Raw genomic sequence first — 24,227 nt, forward strand, 5'->3', positions numbered from 1 at the left:
GGGCAACCGCCGCCCCGGCCTCCTCCACGTGCGCGCGTCCGGTGGACCCGCGTCCGCGCCGCTACATGTGCTCGGGAGCCTCCACGCCCAGCAGGTCCAGGCCCTGGACCAGGACCCGGAACGCCACCGCGACCAGCGCCAGGCGCGACTCGCGCTCGGCCTCGCTCTGGGCGGTCAGCACCGGGCAGTGCTCGTAGAAGGCCGTCAGGGACTGCGCCAGCTCGAACAGGTACGTGGAGAGCCGGTGCGGCTGGAGCAGGTCACCGACCTGCGCCACCACCGCGCCGAACTCCAGCAGCTTGAGCGCCAGGTCGCGCTCGGCGCCCTCGGAGACGCTGATGTCCCCCCTGGCCTGCGACAGCTCCAGGCCGCCCTTGCGGAAGATGGACCGGATCCGGGCCTGGGCGTACTGGAGGTAGGGGCCGGTGTTGCCGGTCAGGGCCAGCATCCGGTCGAAGTCGAAGGTGTACTCGGTGTCGTGCGCGACCGACAGGTCGGCGTACTTGACCGCGCCGATGCCGACCTGGCGGGCGATCTCGGCCTGGCCCCGGGCGTCCAGGTCGGGGCGGTTCTGCGCGACCACCGCGGCGGCGCGTTCGACGGCCTCGTCCAGCAGCGCCATGAGACGCACCGGCGCGCCGCTGCGGGTGCGCAGGATCTTGCCGTCGCTGCCCAGCACGTTGCCGATCTGCACGTGGACGGTCTCGACGCCCTCGGGCAGCCACCCGGCCTCGCGGGCGGCGGCCCACACCATCTTGAAGTGCATGGCCTGCGGGGCGCCGACCACGTACAGGATGCGGTCGGCCTTGAGGTCGTCCACGCGGTGGCGGACGGTGGCCAGGTCGGTGGTGGCGTAGCCGTAGCCGCCGTCGCTCTTGCGCACGATCAGCGGGACGGGCTTGTCCTCGCGGCCGGTGAAGCCCTCCAGGAACACGCACAGGGCGCCGTCGCTGACCTCGGCGATGCCCTTGGCCTCCAGCTCCTCGCACACGTCGGCGAGCGCGGCGTTGTAGCTGCTCTCCCCGGCGAGGTCCTCGTCGGTGAGGGTCACGCCGAGCCTGGCGTACACCTTGTTGAAGTAGACCTTGGAGAGGCCGACGAGCTTGCGCCACAGGCGCAGCGTCTCCTCGTCGCCGCTCTGGAGGGAGACCACGCGGCGGCGGGCGCGCGCGGCGAAGCCGTCGGAGCCGGGACCCGACGCGTCGAACTTGGTCCGGGCCGCCTGGTAGAAGGCGTTGGGGTCGGTGGTGACCAGGTCCGCCTCGGGGGAGTCCTCGCCCACCTCCAGCAGGTGCTCGATGAGCATGCCGAAGGGGGTGCCCCAGTCGCCGATGTGGTTCTGGCGGATGACGTTGTGGCCCAGGAACTCCAGGGAGCGCGCGAGCGCGTCGCCGACCACGGTGGTGCGCAGGTGCCCGACGTGCATCTCCTTGGCCACGTTGGGCGCGGAGTAGTCCAGCGGGATGTTCTGGCGCTCCTGTTCGGGGACCCCCAGCCGCGGGTCGTCCAGGAGCTGGCGGGTCTGCCCGGCGATCCAGTCCTCGCGCAGCGTCAGGTTGATGAAGCCCGGCCCGCTGACCTCGGCGTCGCGGCAGACGTCGGCCACGTCCAGGTGCTCCATGATCGCCGCGGACACCTCACGCGGCTTTCGGCCCAGTCGCTTGGCGAGCGCGAGCGCGGCGTTCGCCTGGTAGTCGGCGAACTGGGACGGGCGGATGACGGGGTCGGTGTCGGCGAACTCGGGGCCGAAGGCGGCGCCGAGGGCGGACTGGACCCGTCGCGAGAGTACTTCCTGCGGGTCGGCCATGCACCAAGCGTACCGACCGGAGCCGCCCCTCCCGGCCCGTACGGCGTTCCTCCCCGGTCAGGGATCACTGGGCGCGGACGGTTCCTCGGTCGAGGCGCTCGGAGCTTCCTGCCGAGGTGAGCGCTCCCACACCGCAGGTACGGACAGGGTTCCGGGCATGGCCTGCACCTGAGCCTCTTGTAGACCGTAGGGAGATACGCCCTTGGCGTCTGTGAAGGTCACCCGGCCGCCGGTGAACCTGGCCATGTTGAAGTCCACCCGACCACCGGAGGTCCTGGCCCTGATGAAGGACGCCCGTCTGCTGGCGAAGCTGGAACCGGTGAAGGACACCTGGCTGCCGGTGAACCCCACCCCGGCGAAGGACGCCCAGCCGCCGGAGAATTCGGCTTCGGTGAAGAGCACCTGTCCGTCAGCGAACTTGGCTTTGGCGAAGGACATCCAGCCGCCGGTGAAGCTGGACCTCGCAAAGGTCACCTTGCTGCCGGAAAAACTCACCCCGGCAAAGGAAACACGCCCGCCGAAGAAGCCGGATCCGGCGAAGGACACCTGTCCGTCGGTGAACTCGGCTTTGGCGAAGGACATCCAGCCGCCGGTGAAGCTGGATCCGGCGAAGGACACCTGGCTGCCAGAGAATTTGGCCGTGGTGAAGGATATATGACCCCCGTCGAACCCGGCCTTGACGAAGGACACCTGCCCCCTGTCGAAGCTGGCCATGCTGAAATCCACCCGGCTGCCGGCGAACCTGGCCTCGGTGAAGTCGGCTCGGCCGCCGGTGAAGCCGGCCTCCGCGAAGGAGACCCAGCCGTCGGTGAACTCAGCTGAGCTGAAATCCATCAGACCACTGACAATCTCGGCCTTGGTGAAGAAAACCTGTCCTCCGGAGAACTTGGCTTCGGTGAAGAAAATTTTGTCGCCGGAGAACCTGGCTTCGGTGAAGTTTATCTGGCCTCCCGAAAAACAGGCGCCTGTGAAGTCACCGCCGTCGAAGACGACACCGGTGAAATCGTAGTTTTTGCCGCGCCACCGGGTGTCCGCGCGCAGGCGGTTCCCGATGACGCGGATGATGGTGTGGCGCACTTCCCGCATGGCGGCGAATTCCAGTTCCCTCCTGTAGTGCTCCTCACGTCGGGTCCTGCCAGCGTTCCTGGGCAGAGGACCGGGCGCGGGGTCGTAGGGCATCCGCAAGTAGGCGCACAGCACGTCAATGACCATCTGCACCAGGTCGTCGCGGTGCTCGGGGGCGTCGTCGGCCAGGTGAGCCAGTGCGTGCACGCCCGCCAGCCGGACCGAGGCGCGCTCATGGCCGAGCTGTTCGCTGGCGGTGGTGAACCGTTCGGTGAACAGCCTGGTGCCCTCGCGTTGTTCACCGTTCTCCACGGTGCGTTGGCGCCGGTAGGCGATGACCAGGAGGGCCACACCTCCCATGCCAGCCACGACGGCGAAGGAGCGGGTGGCGATCGCGTCCAACGCTCTGGGGGAGAGCTGGTCGATTCCCTCGACACCGGGGGAGCCCAGGAGGAGCCAGACGAGTGTTCCCATGGCGGCCACCGCGGCGAGCGCCACCGCCCAGGCGCCGGCGATGAGCCATCCCAACCAGACCGGAGATCGGCGGATACGGACGAGTGCGGCCAGCGTTACCGCGGCGAACAACGTTCCCAGCGCGATTCGTCCCAACGGCAGATCGTCCGGGGCCAGACCAAGGAGGAAGGGCCCCACGGGCCAAGCAGCGGCGGTGAACGCGGCCAAGGACACCACGAGGACGGCGAACCAGAGCAACTGCCGGGGGGCGGGTGTGCGCATGGCTGCCACGGTAGACCGCCCGGCCTGGGGCCGGCTGAACGTTGCCGCATCCGGCCAGGGAGCACACCCGCGACCACGTACCAGGCGGGTCCGTCGGACCATCCCCTCACCCGGGGGACCCGTCCGTCAGCGTTCCTCGGTCTGCTCGCCGCCCCGCTGCCCCGGCGCCTCGGACTGGGCCAGGCGGTGCAGCCAGTTCGGCGGACGGCTGTGCACCCGGCGGCGGATCTGGTCCCCGATGCGGCCGCCCGCCAGGTCGTTGGCCAGCTGGCAGGCGCGGGCCACGCCCTTGGCCCGGCTGTCGCCGTGCGCGATCACCACGGTCCCGTTCAGGCCCAGCAGCGCGGCGCCGCCGTAGGTCTCGCTGTCCAGCCGCTCGCGCAGGCTCCGCAGAGCCCTGCGCTGCAACAGCGCGCCCGCCTTGGCCGCGGTCGAGGAGGTCAGCGCCGCGTGCACGGCCTCCATCGCGAACGCGGCCGTGCCCTCCACCGACTTCAGCGCCACGTTGCCGGTGTGGCCGTCGGTCACCACCACGTCCACCTTGCGCGCCAGCAGGTCGTGGCCCTCGATGTTGCCCCGGAAGTCCATCGCCGGGGGCCCCTCCGCGGTGGCCGCCAGCAGCTCCGTCGCCCTGCGCACGAGCTTGTTGCCCTTGCCCGGCTCCGAGCCGATGGTGAGCACCCCCACCCTGGGCCTGCGCACCCCGAAGGCGGTCTGGGCGTACGCGCAGCCCAGGTGCGCGAACTGCACCAGCATCTCGGGCTTGGCGTCGGCGTTGGCCCCGGCGTCCACCATGATCGTGGGCGTCTCGCCGGTGGGAAGGGTCACAGCCAGCGCCGGGCGCAGCACCCCGGGCTGGGTGCGCAGCCGCACGGTGGAGGTCGCCACGATCCCGCCGGTGGACCCAGCCGAGACCAGGGCGTCGGCGTCGCCCCGGCGGATCAGGCGGCAGGAGACGGCGGCGCTGGAGCGGGGCCGCCGCCAGCTGGCCAGGGCGCCCTCGTGCATGGCCAGGTTGTCCTCGGCGTGGACGATGGGGATGTCGCGCAGCGCGCCCTCCTCGGCGAGCAGCGCGGCGATCTCGCTCCGCCGCCCCACGAGCAGGACGCGCAGGCCGAGTTCGCGGACGGCCATCACGGCGCCCCGCACGATCTCGGCGGGCGCGTTGTCCCCGCCCATCGCGTCCACGGCGATGATCGGCGGGGACGGGCGCCGCACGACGGACGCCTCCGCGTCGGGTGTACCAGTCAACTGTTCCCTCACGGGTGTGGTGGGCGGACGCGGTGACACGGTATCGGGTCGCGCCGGGGCGGCGCCGTCAGGCACTTTCGTGTACTCATGCGAGGATACTTCCCGTATGTCCAGGTCAGGCCTGAACTTCCCGCATGATGGATAAAAGCCCCTAAACGGGGTATGTCCGCTCGCTGCCCCGGGGTGTGATCACCCTCCGGCGGCACGCGACAACCACATCGAACACCTTCCGGCGGTCCGCCGGTGTGCCCGCACACCGGAACCGCCGGGTCAGGGCTGCCCGCACCAACCCGCCGGGCGCCCTGCTCACCCGCAGAGAGGAGAGGCGTGAGCGTTACGCCAGACGCGGCGACGTCCCCGTCCGCCGGACGTCGGTTTCGTGCCTACACGACGAAACACCTCGACGAGCTCACCACGCGAGCCGGACTCGCCGCCGACGAGCGGCTCGCGGTGCAGGCGGTGGCCACCGTGCTGCCGTTCCGGGTCAACAGCTACGTCGTCGACGAGCTGATCGACTGGGACGCGGCTCCCGACGATCCGATCTACCGCCTGGTCTTCCCGCAGGCGGACATGCTGCCCCAGGACGACGTGTCCCGGATCGCCGACCTGCTGCGCTCTGGCGCCCAGCGCAAGGAGCTGAACGAGGCCGCCAACCAGATCCGCGCACGCCTGAACCCGCACCCCGCGGGTCAGATGGACCTCAACGTGCCCAAGCTGGCCAACGAGGAGCCCATCCCCGGCGTCCAGCACAAGTACAAGGAGACCGTGCTCTTCTTCCCCAAGCAGGGGCAGACCTGTCACGCGTACTGCACGTACTGCTTCCGCTGGGCCCAGTTCGTCGGTGACGCCGACCTGAAGTTCGCCTCCAGCGAGATCGACCAGCTGGTCGACTACGTCCGCTCGCACCCCGAGGTCACCAGCGTCCTGTTCACCGGCGGCGACCCGATGATCATGGGCGAGGGGGTCATCTCCAAGTACATCGAGCCGCTGCTGGAGATCGAGCACCTGGAGGCCATCCGCATCGGCACGAAGGCGCTGGCCTACTGGCCGCAGCGCTTCGTCACCGACCCGGACGCCGACGACACCATGCGCCTGTTCGAGAAGGTCGTGGCCTCGGGCAAGAACCTCGCGTTCATGGCCCACTTCTCCCACCCCAACGAGATGAGGCCCGAGCTCGTGCAGGAGGCGGTGCGCCGCATCCGCGCGACCGGCGCCGTCATCCGCACGCAGGCGCCGCTGATCCGCACGATCAACGACGACTCCGCCGTGTGGGAGAGCATGTGGCGCACCCACCTGCGGCACGGCATGGTCCCGTACTACATGTTCGTCGAGCGTGACACGGGCCCGCAGGACTACTTCGCGGTGCCGCTCGCGGAGGCCTACGAGATCTTCCGCGACGCCTACAAGAAGGTCTCGGGCCTGGCCCGCACGGTGCGCGGCCCGTCGATGTCGGCGACCCCGGGCAAGGTGTGCGTGGACGGCGTCGCCGAGGTGGCGGGCCAGAAGGTCTTCGTCCTGCACTTCATCCAGGCGCGTGACCCCGAGCTGGTCGGCAGGCCCTTCTTCGCCGAGTACGACGAGAAGGCCGCGTGGCTGTTCGACCTCAAGCCCGCCCTGGGCGCCACCCACCTGCCGTGGGAGCAGCCGCCGGTCGGCGCGCCCGGCGGTCTGGTCGACCCCACCCGCCTGTAGAACGGACCGGCGCCGCGCGCGTCCCCGGCCCTGAGGGTGCGCGGGACGGGGCGGGCGGTGGGTCCCGTCCCAGGGGATGTGGAGCGTCCCTGGGGCGGGCCCCGTCCGCCGCGCGCGTCCCGGACACAGGCGGAGCCCGGCACCGCGGTGGTGCCGGGCTCCGCTCGCGTCCGCGCCGTGGACGGAGTGCGGGCCGCCGGACGGGTTCGGGTGGTCACGGCGACCCTCGACGCGGACCCTTTCCTGGGTGGTCTGAGGGTTGGGGGTCTTGGTCAGCGCAGGAGGGCGTCGAAGTCGCCGGTCTTGGCACCGCGCACGAAGGCCTCGATCTCGGCGGGGGTGTAGACGAGCGCCGGTCCCTGGGGGTCGCGCGAGTTGCGCACGGCGATGTCCCCGTCCGGAAGCGTGGCGACCTCGACACAGTTCCCGTCCGGATTGCTCCAGCTGCTCTTGGTCCAGACGACCTTCGGCAGACTGCCGGCGGGAACGCCGTTGTAGATCGGATGCATCTCAACCTCCTGGAACGTGGGGGACGCGTGAGCGGGGTGTGTCCACACGCGGCGGTCCAGTCCGCCGCGCCCGTCGTGTCGAACCACCGGGGCCCCGCCGGGAAGTCGACCCCCGGGCATGGGTGGCCCTGTACCCCGTTGGGTTGTTTCATCCCCGGTGCGAGCTAAAGCGTAGCTTATGCACGTGCATTCGTACTTACGGCGGTAAGTACTTATGCAAGCGCGCCGGGTGGTTCGGGGACGGAACCGCACGTCACGCCCAACACGGCGGGAAAGCCGGGGGTTCGGCCCCCGAGGATCGTTGTCCGGTCGTGGCCGAAGGCGGCCAGCCGGGGGCCGGTTTCGTGTGCGCAAAGCGAACGCCTGGGCGCGGAGAGCGACCAGGCGTGGGAAGGCGGTGGGGGAGACGACCGGTGGGGCGGAGGAGGCTCCCAGGAGTGGGATCCGGTGGTGGGAGCTGGCGGCGGGGTCGAGGGAGGGGGCGTCCCGAGGCGGGTACCCCGGTCAGGGGCTCGGGAACCGGCGGGTGGGGACGGCGGTCAGGAGTAGCGCTCCAGGAAACCGCGGAGGATCTCCTCCGTGGCGGAGGGCGGCGGCGCCTGGGTGGCGAGGTGGTCCATCGTCTGCGCGTAGCGGTGGGTGTCGTCGTACTTGTCGAAGTACAGGGCGCTGCTCAGCTGCTCCAGGTAGACCACGTCGGGCAGTTGGGGGGTGGGGAAGCGCAGGATGCTGAACGGGCCGCCCGCGGCGGGGTGGCCGCCCATGGCGAAGGTGGCGATCTGGAGGGTGATGTTGGGGCGGCGGGCCATCTCGACCAGGTGCTCGATCTGCCCGCGCATCACCTCGGTGTCGCCGTAGGGGCGGTGCAGCACGGCCTCGTCGATGACCGCCCACAGTCTGGGCGCCTCCGGTTCGACGAATCTGCGCTGGCGGCGCATGCGCATCCGCACCCTGCTGTCGACGTCCTCCTCCGACGTGGCGGTCCGGGACAGGCGGATGACCGAGCGCGCGTAGTCCTCGCTCTGGAGCAGGCCCGGGACGAACTGGACCTCGAAGGTACGGATGACCGACGCGGCCTCCTCCAGGCCGACGTAGACGCCGAACCAGTTCGGCAGCACGTCGCCGTACTTGTGCCACCAGCCCTGGGCGTTGGCGCTGGAGACCAGCCCGAGGAGGGCCTCGCGCTGGTCCGCCTGGTCCACGCCGTAGAGCTTGAGCAGGTCGTCCACGTCGCGGCGTTTGAAGCTGACCTGGCCGAGCTCCATGCGGCTGATCTTGGCGTGGGAGGCGCGGATGGCGTACCCGGCGTCGTGTCGCGAAATCCCCTTCTCCTGGCGCAGCCGCCGCAGCTGCGTTCCCAGGAGAATGCGCAGCACGGTGGGGCCACCGCTGGAATTGGCCAGGAAATCCTGGGTGACCTGCATATTCTGTGCCTCTTCGGCGACCACATCGCCTCCTGTGCAACGGCTGTAGCGGCTTTGGTGCGGGCGACCGCTCAGTATACCCACGGGGCCCTGTTACGGACAGAGGTGAGCGGGGATTGGGCTGGGGCCTATGAGCCCCTTACGGGTCTGGTGTAAATACGGATGCCCGTCTGTGAATTCTGCGCAGGGGATCTACCAATAAGGGTGCTTCGTCCTATACTCTAGGCCGGACGTTGAGCTGCACGTGCATCTGTGTCTTACAGATGTAAGCCACGATGGCCCCTCGGACCGGGCCAACCGACAGCGCACTCGTGAGGACCTTGATGAACGCAGAGCTGGTGTCCTCGGAGACCGACTCCGAGCCCTCCTGGAGCCGCCCCTCCCTCGCGGAGGCCTCCCAGGCACTCCTGGGCGGCTGGTGGGACGACCCACTGGGCCGTCTCTCGGTCGGTGAGCGGGCGCGGACGAGGGACGCGGCGGCGGGCGCGTTCGCGGCCTCGCCGGAGTCGGTGCGCCGGGCGCGCGAGTTCGCCTCCGGGGCCTTGGGGGAGTGGGGGTTCTCCGAGGAGGTCGAGGACGTTCGGCTGATCGTCTCCGAACTCGTGGGCAACGCCTGTCGGCACGCCATCCCCGAGGGCGGACGCCCGCGCGGCCGCGTCGTGGTCCAGCTGCGCCGCCTCGACGGCGGGCGGGGCGGCGTGGTGTGCATGGTCGCCGATTCCAGCGAGAAAGCCCCGGTCAGGGTGGACGCCCACCATTTCGCGGAGTCGGGCCGGGGGCTCGGTCTCGTCTCCGCCTTCAGCCGCGAATGGGGCTGGGAACCGGTCAGTGGCCGCGGAAAAATCGTGTGGGCGATATGCGGTGGTGAGGGCTGACGCACGCCCCTGAGGGATTCCGGGAAAGGGCGCCGGGGGCTGTGGACGGCACCGGACGGACCGCCCGGGAAGAGTAGGCTGTCAACGCATGTCGGCATTTGGCCGACCGCGTCCTGAGCAGAGTTCCCTACACCCGATCCCCGGAGCGAGGCGTGACCGTGCTGGACACGGAACAGGACCAGTTCGTCTGTGACGGGACCACCGTCGTCGACCTGGGCGGCGAGATCGACATCGCCACCGCGGAGGAGGCGTTCACCCGGATCACGGCCGCCGCCACGGACGGCTGCGTGGTGGTGGACCTGTCCGCGGTGGAGTTCATCGACGCCTCGGGCGTCAACGCCCTCGTCCGCGCCCTGCGCTTCGCCGCGGGGGTCCGGCACCACCTTCTCCTGGCCTGCCCGCCCCGCCAGCTGACCCGCATCCTCGACGTCCTGGCGCTGAGCGCGGTCCTGCCGATCCACCCCGACGTCTCCGCCGCCCGTTCCGCCCACGACGGGTCCGGACGCGGCGCCCCGCGCTGACGGGAGCGTTCCCACGAGGAGGAGCGGACCCGGTCGCGCACCCGGCGCGGCCCCGCGCCGCACACGGGCCGCCCCCAGACACGGGAGCCGACCCCGGACGTGGGCCAGCCCCGGACACAGGAGAGGGCGCACCCGGCGCCGCGCGCCGGACACGCCCCTCCCCGGTCCTCCTACTCGACCGTCACACTCTTGGCCAGGTTGCGCGGCTGGTCCACGTCGTTGCCCTTGGCCAGGGCCAGCTCACAGGCGAACACCTGCATGGGGATCGTGGACACGAGCGGCTGGAGCAGGGTCGGCACGGCCGGGATGGGGATGAGCACGTCCGCGTACGGGCGGACCACCTCGTCGCCCTCCTCGGCGATGACGATGGTGCGGGCGCCGCGGGCGCGCACCTCCTGGATGTTGGACACGATCTTGTCGTGCAGCACGCTGCGGCCCTTGGGGGAGGGCACCACGACCACGACCGGCACACCGTCCTCGATCAGCGCGATCGACCCGTGCTTGAGCTCACCGGCGGCGAACGCCTCGGCGTGCATGTACGCCAGCTCCTTGAGCTTGAGCGCGCCCTCCATCGCCACGGGGTAGCCCACGTGACGGCCCAGGAACAGCACCGTGTCGGCGTCCGACAGCGACCGGGCCAGCTCGCGGACCGGCTCGGCCGTCTCCAGGACCCGCTCGACCTGCTCGGGCATGGTGGCCAGCTGGGCGATCACGGTGTTGATCTCGTCGCCGAACTTCAGCCCACGCACCTGGGCCAGGTACAGGCCGATCAGGTAGCAGGCGGCCAGCTGGGTGAGGAAGGTCTTGGTGGCGGCGACGCCGACCTCCGGGCCCGCGTGCGTGTACAGCACGCCGTCGGACTCGCGCGGGATGGTCGACCCGTTGACGTTGCAGATGGCCAGCACCCGGGCGCGCTGCTCGCGGGCGTAGCGGACCGCCATCAGGGTGTCCATGCTCTCGCCGGACTGGGAGATGGCGATGACCAGGGTCTGCTGGTCCAGGATCGGGTCCCGGTAGCGGAACTCGCTGGCCACCTCGACCTCGCACGGGATGCGGCACCAGTGCTCGATGGCGTACTTGGCGATCAGACCCGCGTGGTAGGAGGTGCCGCAGGCGATGATGACGATCTTCTCGACCGAGCGCAGGTCCTCGGGGGACAGGCGCATCTCGTCCAGGGTGAGCTGGCCGTCGACCGTCACACGGCCCAGGAGGGTGTCGGCCACCGCGCGCGGCTGCTCGACGATCTCCTTGAGCATGAAGTAGTCGTAGCCGCCCTTCTCGGCGGCGGAGGCGTCCCAGTCCACGTGGTACTCGCGCACGTCGACGGGGTTGCCGTCGTAGTCGGTCACCGTGACCGAGTCCGCGCGCAGCTCCACGACCTGGTCCTGGCCCAGCTCGACCGCCTCGCGGGTGTGGGCGATGAACGCCGCCACGTCGCTGGCCAGGAAGTTCTCACCCTCACCGCGGCCGACGACCAGCGGCGAGTTGCGGCGGGCGGCCACGACCAGGTCGGGGTCGTCCACGGAGACGGCCACGAGGGTGAACGCGCCCTCCAGGCGTTTGCACACCGCGCGCATGGCGGAGGGGAGCCCGTCGGTCCGGGCCAGCTCGGTGTTGAGCAGGTGCGCGGCGACCTCGGTGTCGGTCTCGGAGAGGAACTTGCAGCCCTGCTCCTCCAGCTCCAGGCGCAGCGCGGCGAAGTTCTCGATGATGCCGTTGTGGACGACGGCGACACGGTTGTCGTTGTCCACGTGGGGGTGGGCGTTGACGTCGTTCGGGGCGCCGTGCGTGGCCCAGCGCGTGTGCCCGATCCCGGCGCCGTCGCCGCTGACGGGCCGCTCCTCCAGCGACCGGCGCAGGTTCGCGAGCTTGCCCGCGCGCTTCTCGGTGCGCAGGGCGCCCTCGCCCAGCACAGCCACACCCGCAGAGTCATATCCGCGGTACTCCAACCTTGCGAGGCCGTCCACGACAACCTCAAGCGCCGGTTGCGGCCCGACGTAGCCAACGATTCCGCACATGGCCGCCAGCGTAAGCGAAGAAGCCGGTCGAATCGACCAACCAGGCATCCATACCACTGGTCGTTTTCCCAGGTAACGGTATAGACCATTTGGTGCATGGGGAGTAGACCGCGCAGGTCGGGGGCATGGGGAGGCAACGAGTGGAACCGATTCCACCCTGCGGGAAGGAGAGGCAAAATTTTGGGGGTACGTGTCGTGAACATGTGGCTTCGGGCACGTTTCCGGCGTCATGGCGGTACTTGTGGGGACCGGCCGCCCGGCGCGGTCGACCCCCTGCCCTAGGGTGGTCATTCGTGTCTCACACGACGAAGAACGGCTTCTCCACGCCGTACGTGGAGATGGACCGGGAGGCCTGGGCCGCGCTCCGGGCCTCCACACCCCTTTCCCTGACCGAGGCGGACCTCGCCGAGCTCCGCGGCACCACCGACCCCACCTCCCTTGAGGACGTGCGGGACGTCTACCTGCCGCTGTCGCGACTGCTCAACCTCTACGTGGGCGCGACCCAGCAGCGGCACGCCGCGGTGCGCGCCTTCCTCGGCGAGTCCGACCGCCCGTCGCCGTTCATCATCGGCGTCGCGGGCAGCGTCGCGGTGGGCAAGTCCACCACGGCGCGCCTCCTGCGCTCCCTGCTCGCCCAGTGGCCCAACCACCCCGACGTGGAACTGGTCAGCACCGACAACTTCCTGCACGCCAACGCGGTGCTGGAGTCGCGCGGCCTGATGCGCCGCAAGGGCTTCCCCGAGAGCTACGACCGCCGCGCCCTGGTGCGCTTCGTGTCGGAGATGAAGGCGGGGGCCGACCGGATCGACATCCCCGTCTACTCCCACCTGAACTACGACATCGTGCCGGACGAGCGCCAGACCGTGCACCGACCCGACATCCTCATCGTCGAGGGCATCAACGTCCTCCAGACCCCCTCCGTGGGGCGCCTGGCCGTGGCCGACTTCTTCGACTTCTCCATCTACGTGGACGCCAGGGTCGAGAACATCCGTGGCTGGTACCTTGACCGCTTCCGCGAGCTGCGCCGCACCGCGTTCTCCGACCCGCGCTCCTACTTCCACCACATGGCCACCGCCATCGGCGAGGAGGAGGCGCTGGAGTTCGCCGCCAACACCTGGCGCACCATCAACGAGGTCAACCTCGTGGAGAACATCCGTCCCACCCGGGGACGGGCCACCCTGATCCTGTACAAGGGCGACGACCACCGCGTGAGCCGGGTGCGGCTGCGCAAGACCTGACCGGCCCGGCGGGGCGTCCGGCCCGGCGGCGCCGCCGGGCCGAACGCCCCACCGCGGCTACCCCGCCGTCAGGGCCACGCCGATCAGTACACCCGCCACGACGGCCAGGGTCAGGGAGATCGCGAACGCCATTCCGAGCAGGTAGGCGTGCTGCTCGAACCACGTCACGAGACCGGGGCGGAACCGGTTGAGATCCTTGGGGGTGACAGGCCCCTCCGGGCCGCTGCACGGCAGCCCGAGCGCGCTCACCAGCCGGTCCATGTCCTCGGTCGTGTAGTTGGCGCCGTACACCCGGACGAGCACGCCGCCGTGCGCGTCGAGGACGAACAGGGTGTCGCAGGGGCCCCCGCGCGGCTGGACGACGGTCGCGCGGATCGTCCACACGGCGTGCGACCGTGGCCGGCGTCGCTGGAGGAACGCCCCCTTGAGGACGATCTCGTGCGCGGTCAGCACGATCCTGGCGCGGTGGAGGTGCACGGCCACCACCGCGACCAGCACGGTCCACGCGGCGCCCGCGGCCAGGGCCGCCCCCGGGCCGACGCGGAACGCGACGCCGGCGGTCACGACCACACCGGTCACCACCCCGACGCCCAACCTGGCCCATCCCGCCCGAAGGCCGGGCCGTAGTACGAGGTCGCCCTGAACGTGGTGCATGTGAGTACCGTCCTTTCCCGGCCCTTCGGACGGTCCCGTGCCCACGTTGGTTCCCTCCTCCACGGGCGGTCGCGCACCGGCGGCGGCACGGCCGGGGACCGGGGTTCCGGGCCGGTTTGGTGAGGACCCCGGGACGGGTTAGGCTGGTGGCTCTTTTCGGCAGCGCCCCCTGAACGGGTGCTGTGCGCTCTCATGGATCGGAACGAACCGGGCCCTCGCGGCGACCGGGGCGGGACCCGCGCACGCGCGCTGCCGCGTTCCTGTCCCGCCGATCCCTCCGAGGTCGCCGCATGTCCACGACCGATTCCTCCGCCGTGCCCGTGAGCCCCGAACTCCGGGCCGAACGCGACCGCCTCGCCGCCGCCCGCGCCGCCCTGGACCGGATGCGGGAGGAGACCGAGGGCAGCGCGCTCGTCCTGGGCGACGTCGTCACCGACAAGGTCACCAACGCCGCCCTGCGCCGCGGCCGCGAGCGCCGCCTCGCGGCCCTGGCCGACGTCCCCGGGGCCCCGCTGTTCTTCGGCCGCCTCGACTTCGAACCGGGCACCGTCTTCCTGGACGACGCCGTGTCCGACGGCGCCGGAACCGCGGCTCCGGACCCCGACGCCGAGCCCGACCGGATCCACATCGGCCGCCGCCACGTCCACGACGCCGAGGGGCGCCCGATGGTCCTGGACTGGCGCGCCCCCATCTGCGTCGCCTACTACCGGGCCTCGCCCGGCGACCGGATGGACGTGCGCCTGCGCCGCCGCTACGGCTTCACCACGATCGACCACGGCCGCGACGCGGACCCGGAGGTGGTGCTCACCGCCTTCGAGGACGAGCCGCTCACCGTCGCCCGGAGCGGGGCCGAACAGCGCGCCAGCGCCCTGCTGGACGCGGAGATCGAACGCCCCCGCACCGGGCCCATGCGCGACATCGTCGCCACGATCCAGCCCGAGCAGGACGGCCTCGTCCGCGCCCCGCTCGGCACCACCCTGTGCGTGCAGGGCGCGCCCGGCACCGGCAAGACCGCCGTCGGCCTGCACCGCATCGCCTTCCTCCTCTACACCGAGCGCGAACGGCTCTCCCGCGCCGGCGTGGCGATCGTCGGCCCCAACCGCTCCTTCCTCTCCTACATCCGCGACGTCCTGCCCGCCCTCGGCGAGGTCGACGTCCACCAGACCACCGTCACCGAGATGCTCACCGCCGGGCTGCCCGAGCGGTCCCGCCCCGCCGCCGGGTGGGTGCGCCGGACCGAGGAGCCCCGCGCCGCCCGGATCAAGGGCCAGGCCCGCATGGCCGAGGTGGTCCGCCGCGACCTGTGGTCGCACCTGCGCACACCCGAGGAGGCGGTCATGGTCCGCCGAGGGTCGCGCCGCTGGCGCCTGTACCCCGAGGACCTGCGGCCCCTCCTCGACGAGCTGGCCGAACGCGGCGTCGCCTACGGCTCCGGGCGCGAACTCCTCTCCCACCGCATCGCCCACGCCGTGCTCTCCCTCATGGAGGCCCAGGGCGAGGTCTGCGACGACCGCACCCACGCGCAGGTGCGCCGCGACCCGGCCGTGAGGTCGGCCGTCACCGCCATGTGGCCCAAGGCCGACCCGCTCAAGCTGGTGCTCGGCCTGCTCACCGACCCCGAGCGCCTGGCCCGCGCGGCCGAGGGGCTGCTCACCGCCGAGGAGCAGGCCGCCGTCCTGCTGCCGGGAAAACCCCGCGGCCCCAAGACGGCGCTCTGGTCGGAGGAGGACCTGGCCCTGCTCGACGAGGCCGCCTCGCTCGTCGAGCGCCCCGCCGGGATCGGCCACATCGTGGTGGACGAGGCCCAGGACCTGAGCCCCATGCAGTGCCGGGCGATCGGCCGCCGCTGCGTGTCCGGCTCGCTCACCGTGCTCGGCGACATCGCCCAGGGCACCAGCCCCTCGGCGGCCGTCAACTGGTCCACGCTCCTGGAGCACCTGGGCAAGCCCACCGGCCACCTGAGCGTCCTGGACCGCGGCTACCGCGTCCCCGCCCAGATCATCGACTTCGCCGCCCGCCTGCTGCCCGCGATCGCCCCCGGGCTGGGCGCACCCGTCGCCGTGCGCCGCGCGCCCGGGGCACTGCGGATCACCCCCGCGGAGGGGAACCTGGCCGCGTCGGTCGCCGACGCCTGCCGCACCGCGCTCAGGGGGGAGGGCTCGGTCGGCCTCATCGCCGCCGACGCCGACCTGCCCGCCCTGCGCGAGGCGCTCGGGGCCGAGGGGCTGACCGCGCCGCTGCTGGGGGAAGCGGACGCCGGACCGGATGTGGGACGCCTGGTCGCGGTCCCCGCGAGCCTGGCCAAGGGCCTGGAGTTCGACGCCGTGGTGGTCGCCGAGCCCGCCGCCGTCGTCGAGGCCGAGGAACGCGGCGTCAACCGGCTCTACGTGGTGCTCACCCGCGCGGTGAGCACCCTGCACGTGGTGCACGCGCGCCCCCTGCCCGAGGCACTCCGCGACACCGAGGCGTGACGGCGGGCGGGAGCGCGTCCGGGGCGCGTGTTCGCCCCGGGCCGCCGGATCCGCGGTGCCCGGCGCGTGCGCGGCTCCCGCTTCGTCCCTCAGCGCTCGGCGCGGGCCCCCTGGGGCGTCCAGGACCGCTTCCACAGGCTGGGCAGCAGGCCCGCGGTGAGCAGCCACAGGGCCACCGTCACCAGGTGGACCCGTTGCAGGGCGCTGAACACGACCCCCGGGTCGCCGTCGCCCCCGCCCGCGTAGACCCGTACCGCCGCGACCAGGACGGCGATGGCACTGACCAGTTGGAGCGCGGCCACGACGGCCACCAGCGGCCACTTGCCGTCGCCCATCCGGCGCCGGTCCACCGCCAGCACGACCGCGCTCGCCAACGCGGCCAGGAGCGCGACCGCCGCGACGACGGCCTGGGTCGCCGTCGCCCCCTCCAGCCCCTCCGCCAGCGACTCCGTCGCGCACGGGACGTCCGTGGACACCACGCACGGCCCGGGGAAGAACGTGGTGGCCAGCGACGCCGCGCCGAACACGACCATGCACCACCACGACACCGCCAGGAGGTGGCCCGTCTTCTCCCTCGCGCCCAGCCCGAGCCCGATCCCGGCGGCGATCACCACCAGGATCGCCCCGATGCGGTGCGCGCTCTCCAGGAACCTGGCGAAGTCCGAGTTCTGGACGGCCAGGGCCCCCTGGGCCGCGCTGCCGCCGGGCAGCATGACCTCCACGGCCCACAGGCTGTACACGAGCGCGGCCACCACGGCCGCGACCCTCCCGTCCCTGTAGTCCCAGTGCAACTGCGTGGAGTGCGACATCGTGCTTCCTGCTTTCCACGAACGTTCCCACGCCCCCCGTGGAGACATCCCCCGGAGGGCACGTGGCCGAACCACCGCTGTGCCGCCATCCCCTACCCGTGGTGCCCTGTCTCACCCAACTCGCGTCGGCACTGTTATCCACGGGTGCGTGTTCACACGGCATCATCGGGGGACACCGGCGGAATACGCGGGGCAGGGACGGCCGACGAGAAGGGCGCACGCATGGACGGCGCATCCACGACGCGATGGGTGATCGTGGGGGTCGACGGCACGGAATCCAGCCGCCACGCGTTGGAGTGGTCGGCGCACCAGGCGATGCTGCGCGGGCTCGGGGTCCGGATCGTCGCGGCCGCGGGGCCGCTGGCCTCCGTCGGCGTGTTCGCGGGGCACGCGCACGCCGACCCCGACGTCGCCCCGGACGTGCTCCCCGACGAGGTCGACGCCCAGGGGGCCGAGTCCCTGCTGGAGTACGCCGGGGACTGGGTGGCGCGGCTCTTCCCCGAGCTGCGGGTGCAGAAACGGCTCTCGTACGCCCGCCCGGTGGAGGCCCTGCTCGCCGAGGCCTCCGCGGAGGGCGCCGTCGCCGTGGTGGTCGGCTCACGCGGGCTGAGCGGGATCGTGGCCGCGTTCGTCGGCTCCGTCGGCATCGAGCTGGCCGCCCGAGCCCCCGTCCCGGTGATCGTGCTGCCCCGGGAGCACGCGTCCGCGCACGGCGTGCGGGGCCGGGTGATCGTGGGCATCGACGGGTCCGAGCCCAGCAGGCGCGCGGTGGACTTCGCCTTCGCGCAGGCCGACTTCGCCGACACCGAACTGGTCGCGGTGAGCGCCTGGCAGCCGCTGGTGGCCTTCGCCGCCGCGACCGGGCCCATCCCGCCCGAGCTGTTCGACGACGCGACCGCCGCCGAGGCCGCACGGCAGGCGCTGGAGGAGGAGCTGGCCGGGCCCCGCACGCGCCACGCCGGTGTGCCGGTGCGCACCCGCGTCGTGCGCGCCCACCCGGTGATCGCCCTGCTGGAGGAGGCCACCCCCGCCGACCTCATCGTGGTCGGCTCGCGCGGGCGCGGGGGCTTTCGCGGGCTGCTGCTCGGATCGGTGAGCCACTCCGTCCTGCACGGTGCCAGGGGACCCGTCGCCATCCTGCGCTGATCCGGTCCGGCGCCGCCCCTGCCGCTCCCACCTGCGTTGACACGCCTTCACTCCCAGGTCCTGGCGGCACAGGTCCAGTGCCCGCGTCCGGGCCCCGGACGCGGAGTGTGACGAACAGCACGGTGTGTCGATCGCGGTATGCGGTTCCCCCTTCTGACAGGGGAACCGGTTCCGAGCAGCACCGGAACAGTCCTCGTTCGTGCGCGTACGTACTCGGTGGTAGACCACGCGGAACCCTTACCGCACAGGGAAAGCCGTCCTCCCGTTGCGAGTTCTGTAGACCATTGGCCTAAACCAATTGGTCACTGCGGGGGATCGTCGTTCATGATGCGAGAGATCTCGACCTTGAGAAGGAGCCGCTGTGACTGCCGTGGATACCGACGTGGACGCGCCGACCAAACACGAGGAGCTCGCCTCCTGGGTGCGGGAGGTCGCCGAGCTCACGCAGCCGGACGAGATCGTGTGGTGTGATGGGTCCGAGGAGGAGTGGACCCGTCTGACCGACCAGCTGGTCGAGCAGGGCACCTTCGTCCGCCTCAACCCGGACAAACGCCCCAACAGCTTCTACTGCAAGTCCGACCCGAGCGACGTCGCGCGCGTGGAGGACCGCACCTTCATCTGTTCCGAGCGCGAGAGCGACGCGGGCCCCACCAACAACTGGATCGCCCCCGACGAGATGCGCGCCACCTTCGGCGAGGTATTCCGGGGCGCCATGCGCGGCCGCACCATGTACGTCGTGCCCTTCTGCATGGGACCGCTGGGCGGCGCCATCTCCCAGCTCGGGGTCGAGATCACCGACTCCCCGTACGTCGTGGTGTCCATGCGCGTCATGGCCCGCATGGGCAGCGCCGCCCTGCGCCTGATCGAGGAGCGCGGCGAGTTCGTCCGGGCCGTCCACTCCGTGGGCGCCCCGCTGGAGCCCGGCCAGCAGGACGTCGCATGGCCCTGCAACTCCACCAAGTACATCTCGCACTTCCCCGAAACCCGTGAGATCTGGTCCTACGGCTCGGGCTACGGCGGCAACGCCCTGCTCGGCAAGAAGTGCTACGCGCTGCGCATCGCCTCGGTGATGGCCCGCGACGAGGGCTGGCTCGCCGAGCACATGCTCATCCTCAAGGTCACCCCGCCCAAGGGCCGGTCGCACTACGTCGCCGCCGCCTTCCCGAGCGCCTGCGGCAAGACCAACCTGGCCATGCTCCAGCCGACCATCCCCGGCTGGAAGGTCGAGACGGTGGGCGACGACATCGCCTGGATGCGCTTCGACGAGCAGGGGCAGCTGCGCGCCATCAACCCCGAGGCCGGGTTCTTCGGTGTCGCGCCCGGCACCGGCGAGAAGACCAACGCCAACGCCGTGGAGACCCTCTGGGGCAACAGCATCTTCACCAACGTCGCCCTGACCGAGGACGGCGACGTGTGGTGGGAGGGCCTCACCGAGGAGCCGCCCGCGGGCCTCACCGACTGGAAGGGCCGTCCCTGGACGCCCGGCTCGGGTGAGCCCGCCGCCCACCCGAACTCCCGCTTCACCACCCCGGCCGGGCAGGCGCCGACCATCGCCGACGAGTGGGAGGACCCGGCGGGCGTGCCGATCTCGGCCATCCTGTTCGGCGGGCGCCGCGCCACCGCCGTGCCGCTGGTCACCGAGTCCTTCGGCTGGCAGCACGGCGTCTACCTGGGCGCCAACGTCTCCTCGGAGAAGACCGCCGCCGCCGAGGGCTCCGTGGGCGAGCTGCGCCGCGACCCCTTCGCCATGCTGCCGTTCTGCGGCTACAACATGGGCGACTACTTCGCCCACTGGGTGAGGCTGGGCCAGGGTGCCGACGAGGCCAAGCTGCCTCGGATCTTCTACGTCAACTGGTTCAAGAAGGACGCTGAGGGCCGCATCGTCTGGCCCGGGTTCGGCGAGAACAGCCGCGTCATCAAGTGGATCGTCGAGCGCCTGGAGGGCGAGGCCGAGGCCGTCGAGACCCCGATCGGCTACCTGCCCGTGGCCGGTGGCATCGACACCGAGGGGCTGGACGTCTCCGACGAGGACATGGACTTCGTGCTCGACGTCGACCGCGAGGTGTGGAAGCGGGAGGCCGCGCTGGTACCGGAGTTCTTCAAGACCTTCGGCGACCACCTGCCCGGCGAGCTGTGGGACGAGTACCACGCCCTGCTGGACCGCCTGGAAAGCCGGTAACGACCGCGACGGGGGCGTGACAGCCCCCTGACCAGGGCCCCCTTCCGCGCACGGGGCCCGCGAAGAGGGGCGCGGGCACGACGGTGCCCGCGCCCCTTGCGCGTGTGGCCGGTCGTGCGGTCACCAGACGCCGCGCATCACCGGGAGTGTCGACGGGGCGTGATCGTTGCCTGTGGGCAACTGTTGTCGTCGGGGCCGGTTCCGGCCACCCCGTACACCAGAGCACGAAGTTATCAGCCGACGCACGTAACACCCTGTTTTCCTAGGCGTTCGCGCTCACGTGCACGAACGCGGTCACTCTCCGTTTCCCCCACTGTCAAACTTCCCGAAGGACCTTTTCACCCAGGGTCACGCCCTTCACCCTGGGCTCATGGTGATCGCGCGGCGACATTCCGTAACGTACCGGGTGCCTGAGCCACCCGGAAACGGACCCTCGGGGCCGTCATGACCGGGTGTTCCCCGTGCACATCCCTACCCTGGGAGCGATCCCCCTCGTGAGAAGGCACATCCCCTGGTCCCTGGCGGCCTGTACGGCCGTCTCCACCCTCGTGCTGGGGCTGTTGTCCGCGCCCCCGGCCCTGGCCGACACTGATCCGCACTCACCCGCCGATCGCACCGTCCCGGTCCCCGAAATCTGGGAGCCGGGCGAGGCCAACACCGAACCCGTGGGCGGAGAACCCCCCAACGAACCCTGGGCCCCGCCCGGATCCGAAGACGAAGCCGAAACCTTCGCCCAGGACCCCGAGGCCCGGGTGATCAGCTGTGGTCACGGCGATGCCCGCGGTATCCAGTCCTGGTACCCGTTGGAGCGCCACCAGATCAGCGACCGCATGGAGTTGGCGGTCAACACCCACAACGGCAACCTCGTCGTGCGCCACCGCAACCTGACCATGGCCGGGACCGGCCTGGACCTGTCGGTGTCCAGCTTCTACAACTCCGAACCCCTCTACGGCGGTTGGAGCCTGTCCCACGGCCAGGACGTGGGTCTGCGCATCTACAGCAACGGCATCTTCTTCCAGGGCCCCTCCGGGTACTGCGAGGAGTTCGACATCGAAGAGGACGGCTCCTTCACCCCGCCCCCAGGGCTCAACGCCGAACTGGAGGAGCTGTCCAATGGCCACTACGCGCTGACCTTCCACCGAGGCGAGTACGAGGACCAGGTGTGGACCTTCAACGCCAACGGGTGGCTGTACTCCCAGGCCGACCGCAACGGCAACACCCACCGGATGCGCTACGACACCAACTGGAACCTGGTCTCGGTCGTGGACACCCAGGACCGGGTCACCACCTTCGACTGGGACAGCGGAGCTATCCCGACCATCACCGACCCGGTCGGTGAGACGGCCACGTCCTACGCCTCGAACGAAGACGGCACCTCCACGCTGACCGATCGCGCGGGCCAAGACATCGAGTTCGGCTACCACGAGAGCGAGAACGGCCCCGGCGGCAGACTGCTGACGTCGATCACCGACGCCACCGGCGCGGTGTGGAAAATCGCCTACAACGATGACGGTGACGTGGCCAGCCTGACCGTGCCCGATAGCAGCGAGGACGGGGCCACCACCTCCTACTCCTATGCCGAGAGCGGGTGGAACAACCCCGAGACCACGGTCACCGACCCCGAAGGTGGCGAGTCCACTCTGGAGTTCGACGACCGGGGACGGCAAACCTCGGCGACCGACCAGGTCGGTAACACCCGCTCCCAGACCTGGACGGCGAACTCGGACGTGGCCACCACCACCGACGCCCTGCAAGCCTCGGTGACCTATGAGCACGATGAGTTCAACAACCTCATCGGCACTGAGTTGCCCACGGGAGCCGCCACGTCGGTCGGGTTCACCGACACCGCCAACCCGGCCAAGCCCACCAGCGTGACCACCCCGGACGGGGACACGTTGGAGATGTCCTACGACGACGCGGGCAACCTCACCTCCGCCGTGCAGGAGGAGATGGACATCGAAGTGGCCGACATCCGGTACCACTCCAACGGGTTGGTCAACCAGGTCATCGACGCCAACGGCAACACCACCGACTACTCCTACGACCGTGCCGGGAACATGACGGCGATGGACGAGCCGGGGCCGATGGGCACCACCCAATACGGCTACGACTCCCTGTCCCGGGTCACCTCGGTCACCGACGGCAACGGTGTGACCTTGGAGTACGGCTACGACCGCCTCGACCGTGTGGTCCGCATCGCCCACGGCGGCCAGGTCTTGCAGGCCATCGAATACGACGGCAACGGCCGCCAGGTGGCCACGCACACCGACCAGGCGACGGTGGAGCACTCCTACAACGGCCGCGGCGACCTGCTCGAAACCGTGCGCACCGACTCGGCCGGGAGCGAGACGACCACCTACGCCTACGACGCCGCGGGCAACGTCACCGAGATGGTCGAACACGGCAAGACCACGACTTACGGCTACGACGCCGCGTTCCGGCTGTCCTCGCTGGTCGACCACACGGGCGTGGAGACCACCTTCACCAGCGACGAGAACAACCGCCGCACGTCCATCACCCACCCGGACGGAGCTGTGGAGGAGCGCGCCTATGACGACTCGGGGCGGTTGACCGGTATCACCACCACCGGGACGGCTGGTCAGAGCTTGGTCGAGGCGTCCTACTCCTACGACGACGACGGCGCCGACAGCGACCAGCTCCAGTCGCGCACCGTCCAAGGTGAGACCGAGACCTTCACCTACGACGGCCTGGACCGGCTCACCAGCGACGGCACCACCGACTACACCTACGACGACGTCGGCAACCTGCTCACCGCCGGGGCTGAGGAGTTCGCCTACAACGACGCCGACCAGCCCACTTCGGCTCGCGGCGCGCAGGTGGGTCACGATGAGGCCGGGAACATGACCTCGCGGGGTGAGTACGTCTACGAGTACTCGGTGACCAACCAGACGCTGCGCTCCGACGACGGTGAGGGCGAGCTGGCTTCGTGGTTGAGCTATGACACCACCGACCAGACCCAGATGCGCGGCGTCACCGACGTGCACGAGGGCACCCGGGTGGAACGGCAACTGTCCAACACCGCGCTCGGGGTCACCAACATCGCCTCCGACGGCGAGCGCACCAGCTTCGTGCGCGACCCCGAGGGACGCCTGGTCTCGATGGTGGCCTGGGACGGCAACGAGCGCTTCCACTACACCCTCGACCAGCAGAACACTGTGCTGGCGCTGACGTCTGAGGGTTCGGAGGCTGAGTCCCCGGACGTGGTCTATGACTACAGCCCTTACGGCGAGCGGTCTTCTGAGAGCCTGGAGGGGACCGAGGCGGCGGCGTTGAGCCCGTTCGGGTTCACCGGCGCCTACCAGTTCCAGGACGGCACGGTGCATCTGAACCACCGCTTCCACAGCACGTTCACGATGGGCTTCACCCAGCCGGACCCCTCCCGGCAGGAACTCAACAACTACAACTACGCCCAGTGCGACCCCATCAACAACACCGACCCCACCGGACTCAATTCTTGCAACGAAGCGATCAACGGTTTCATTCTGGGGCTTATCGTCACGGGGCTTTCGTTTCCCTTTGCCGCCACCCCGATGGGCTTTGTTGCTGCCATTGGATCCGGGCTCATTGTGATCAGCCAAGTGCAGGCGATCGATCGGGCATGCGGAGGTCGAATCTCAGCCAGCATGACGACCTAGTATAGTTTCTGCCTCCACCTCCCTTCGGGGAGGTGGAGGCAGAAGTTCTTCTGCAGGGGAAGCATGATATGAAAAAAGAACGAATGCGGAATATATATCTTGCCTTTGTGGCATTGGTAGTATTAGTTCTATTTTTCGCAATAAACTTTAGGCAGAGTGGCGATGTCTGGGGGGCTA

General features: G+C 70.3%; 16 protein-coding genes. 8 read left to right on the top strand and 8 right to left on the bottom strand.

The annotated features are described in order from the left end of the window. Nucleotides 1-61: 61 nt before the first annotated feature. The 3 genes from argS to plsX all read right to left on the bottom strand — a co-directional run bounded on the left by argS (nt 62) and on the right by plsX (nt 4,858). Nucleotides 62-1,807, bottom strand: coding sequence for an arginine--tRNA ligase (gene argS, locus ACSIH6_RS24395; protein ID WP_435110639.1), 1,746 nt, complete (start codon nt 1,805-1,807; stop codon nt 62-64). A gap of 57 nt (nt 1,808-1,864) precedes the next feature. Further along, the gene (locus tag ACSIH6_RS24400; protein ID WP_435110640.1) at nt 1,865-3,607 is read right to left on the bottom strand and encodes a pentapeptide repeat-containing protein; all 1,743 of its coding nucleotides are present in this window, start codon (nt 3,605-3,607) and stop codon (nt 1,865-1,867) included. A gap of 126 nt (nt 3,608-3,733) precedes the next feature. Beyond that, nucleotides 3,734-4,858, bottom strand: coding sequence for a phosphate acyltransferase PlsX (gene plsX, locus ACSIH6_RS24405; RefSeq protein ID WP_435110641.1), 1,125 nt, complete (start codon nt 4,856-4,858; stop codon nt 3,734-3,736). A gap of 327 nt (nt 4,859-5,185) precedes the next feature. Between plsX and ACSIH6_RS24410 the strand changes: the two genes are divergently transcribed. Further along, entirely contained in the window at nt 5,186-6,550 is a 1,365-nt protein-coding gene (locus tag ACSIH6_RS24410) for a KamA family radical SAM protein (protein ID WP_435110642.1), read from the top strand. Between the two features lie 272 nt (nt 6,551-6,822). Here ACSIH6_RS24410 and ACSIH6_RS24415 read toward each other — a convergent pair whose 3' ends face one another. Beyond that, nucleotides 6,823-7,059 (bottom strand): DUF397 domain-containing protein, encoded by a 237-nt coding sequence (locus ACSIH6_RS24415; protein WP_435110643.1) that lies wholly within the window; start codon nt 7,057-7,059, stop codon nt 6,823-6,825. Nucleotides 7,060-7,598: 539 nt separating this feature from the next. Next, complete coding sequence (locus ACSIH6_RS24420; RefSeq protein ID WP_435110644.1) at nt 7,599-8,483, bottom strand: Sco1979 family transcriptional regulator; 885 nt, start codon at nt 8,481-8,483, stop codon at nt 7,599-7,601. A gap of 323 nt (nt 8,484-8,806) precedes the next feature. Here ACSIH6_RS24420 and ACSIH6_RS24425 point away from each other — a divergent pair, with 323 nt between their 5' ends. Both ACSIH6_RS24425 and ACSIH6_RS24430 read left to right on the top strand, forming a co-directional pair. Further along, nucleotides 8,807-9,358: an ATP-binding protein gene (locus ACSIH6_RS24425; RefSeq protein WP_435110645.1), complete on the top strand. Its 552-nt coding sequence runs from the start codon at nt 8,807-8,809 to the stop codon at nt 9,356-9,358. 152 nt (nt 9,359-9,510) lie between these two features. Further along, complete coding sequence (locus ACSIH6_RS24430; RefSeq protein WP_435110646.1) at nt 9,511-9,879, top strand: STAS domain-containing protein; 369 nt, start codon at nt 9,511-9,513, stop codon at nt 9,877-9,879. Nucleotides 9,880-10,049: 170 nt separating this feature from the next. Here the strand turns inward: ACSIH6_RS24430 and glmS are convergent, their stop codons facing one another. Beyond that, the gene (glmS, locus tag ACSIH6_RS24435) at nt 10,050-11,945 is read right to left on the bottom strand and encodes a glutamine--fructose-6-phosphate transaminase (isomerizing) (RefSeq protein ID WP_435110647.1); all 1,896 of its coding nucleotides are present in this window, start codon (nt 11,943-11,945) and stop codon (nt 10,050-10,052) included. Nucleotides 11,946-12,229: 284 nt separating this feature from the next. Here glmS and coaA point away from each other — a divergent pair, with 284 nt between their 5' ends. Next, entirely contained in the window at nt 12,230-13,135 is a 906-nt protein-coding gene (gene coaA / locus ACSIH6_RS24440; RefSeq protein ID WP_061079412.1) for a type I pantothenate kinase, read from the top strand. A gap of 57 nt (nt 13,136-13,192) precedes the next feature. Here coaA and ACSIH6_RS24445 read toward each other — a convergent pair whose 3' ends face one another. Beyond that, entirely contained in the window at nt 13,193-13,789 is a 597-nt protein-coding gene (locus tag ACSIH6_RS24445) for a hypothetical protein (RefSeq protein ID WP_435110648.1), read from the bottom strand. A 290-nt stretch (nt 13,790-14,079) separates the two neighbouring features. Here ACSIH6_RS24445 and ACSIH6_RS24450 point away from each other — a divergent pair, with 290 nt between their 5' ends. Next, complete coding sequence (locus tag ACSIH6_RS24450) at nt 14,080-16,260, top strand: HelD family protein (RefSeq protein ID WP_435110649.1); 2,181 nt, start codon at nt 14,080-14,082, stop codon at nt 16,258-16,260. Between the two features lie 89 nt (nt 16,261-16,349). Here the strand turns inward: ACSIH6_RS24450 and ACSIH6_RS24455 are convergent, their stop codons facing one another. Further along, nucleotides 16,350-17,069 carry a DUF998 domain-containing protein gene (locus ACSIH6_RS24455; RefSeq protein ID WP_435110650.1) on the bottom strand — a complete coding sequence of 240 codons (720 nt, stop codon included), beginning with the start codon at nt 17,067-17,069 and terminating at the stop codon, nt 16,350-16,352. 222 nt (nt 17,070-17,291) lie between these two features. Between ACSIH6_RS24455 and ACSIH6_RS24460 the strand changes: the two genes are divergently transcribed. The 3 genes from ACSIH6_RS24460 (at nt 17,292) to ACSIH6_RS24470 (ending at nt 24,050) form a co-directional block, all read left to right on the top strand. After that, a complete protein-coding gene (locus tag ACSIH6_RS24460) occupies nt 17,292-18,215 on the top strand; it encodes a universal stress protein (RefSeq protein ID WP_435110651.1) in 924 nt (307 codons plus the stop codon). A gap of 370 nt (nt 18,216-18,585) precedes the next feature. Beyond that, entirely contained in the window at nt 18,586-20,394 is a 1,809-nt protein-coding gene (locus tag ACSIH6_RS24465) for a phosphoenolpyruvate carboxykinase (GTP) (RefSeq protein ID WP_435110666.1), read from the top strand. A gap of 494 nt (nt 20,395-20,888) precedes the next feature. Continuing rightward, nucleotides 20,889-24,050 (top strand): RHS repeat-associated core domain-containing protein, encoded by a 3,162-nt coding sequence (locus tag ACSIH6_RS24470; RefSeq protein WP_435110652.1) that lies wholly within the window; start codon nt 20,889-20,891, stop codon nt 24,048-24,050. Nucleotides 24,051-24,227 lie beyond the last annotated feature (177 nt).

This window comes from Nocardiopsis synnemataformans (genome assembly GCF_965343085.1).
Classification (GTDB): Bacteria; Actinomycetota; Actinomycetes; order Streptosporangiales; family Streptosporangiaceae; genus Nocardiopsis; species Nocardiopsis alborubida.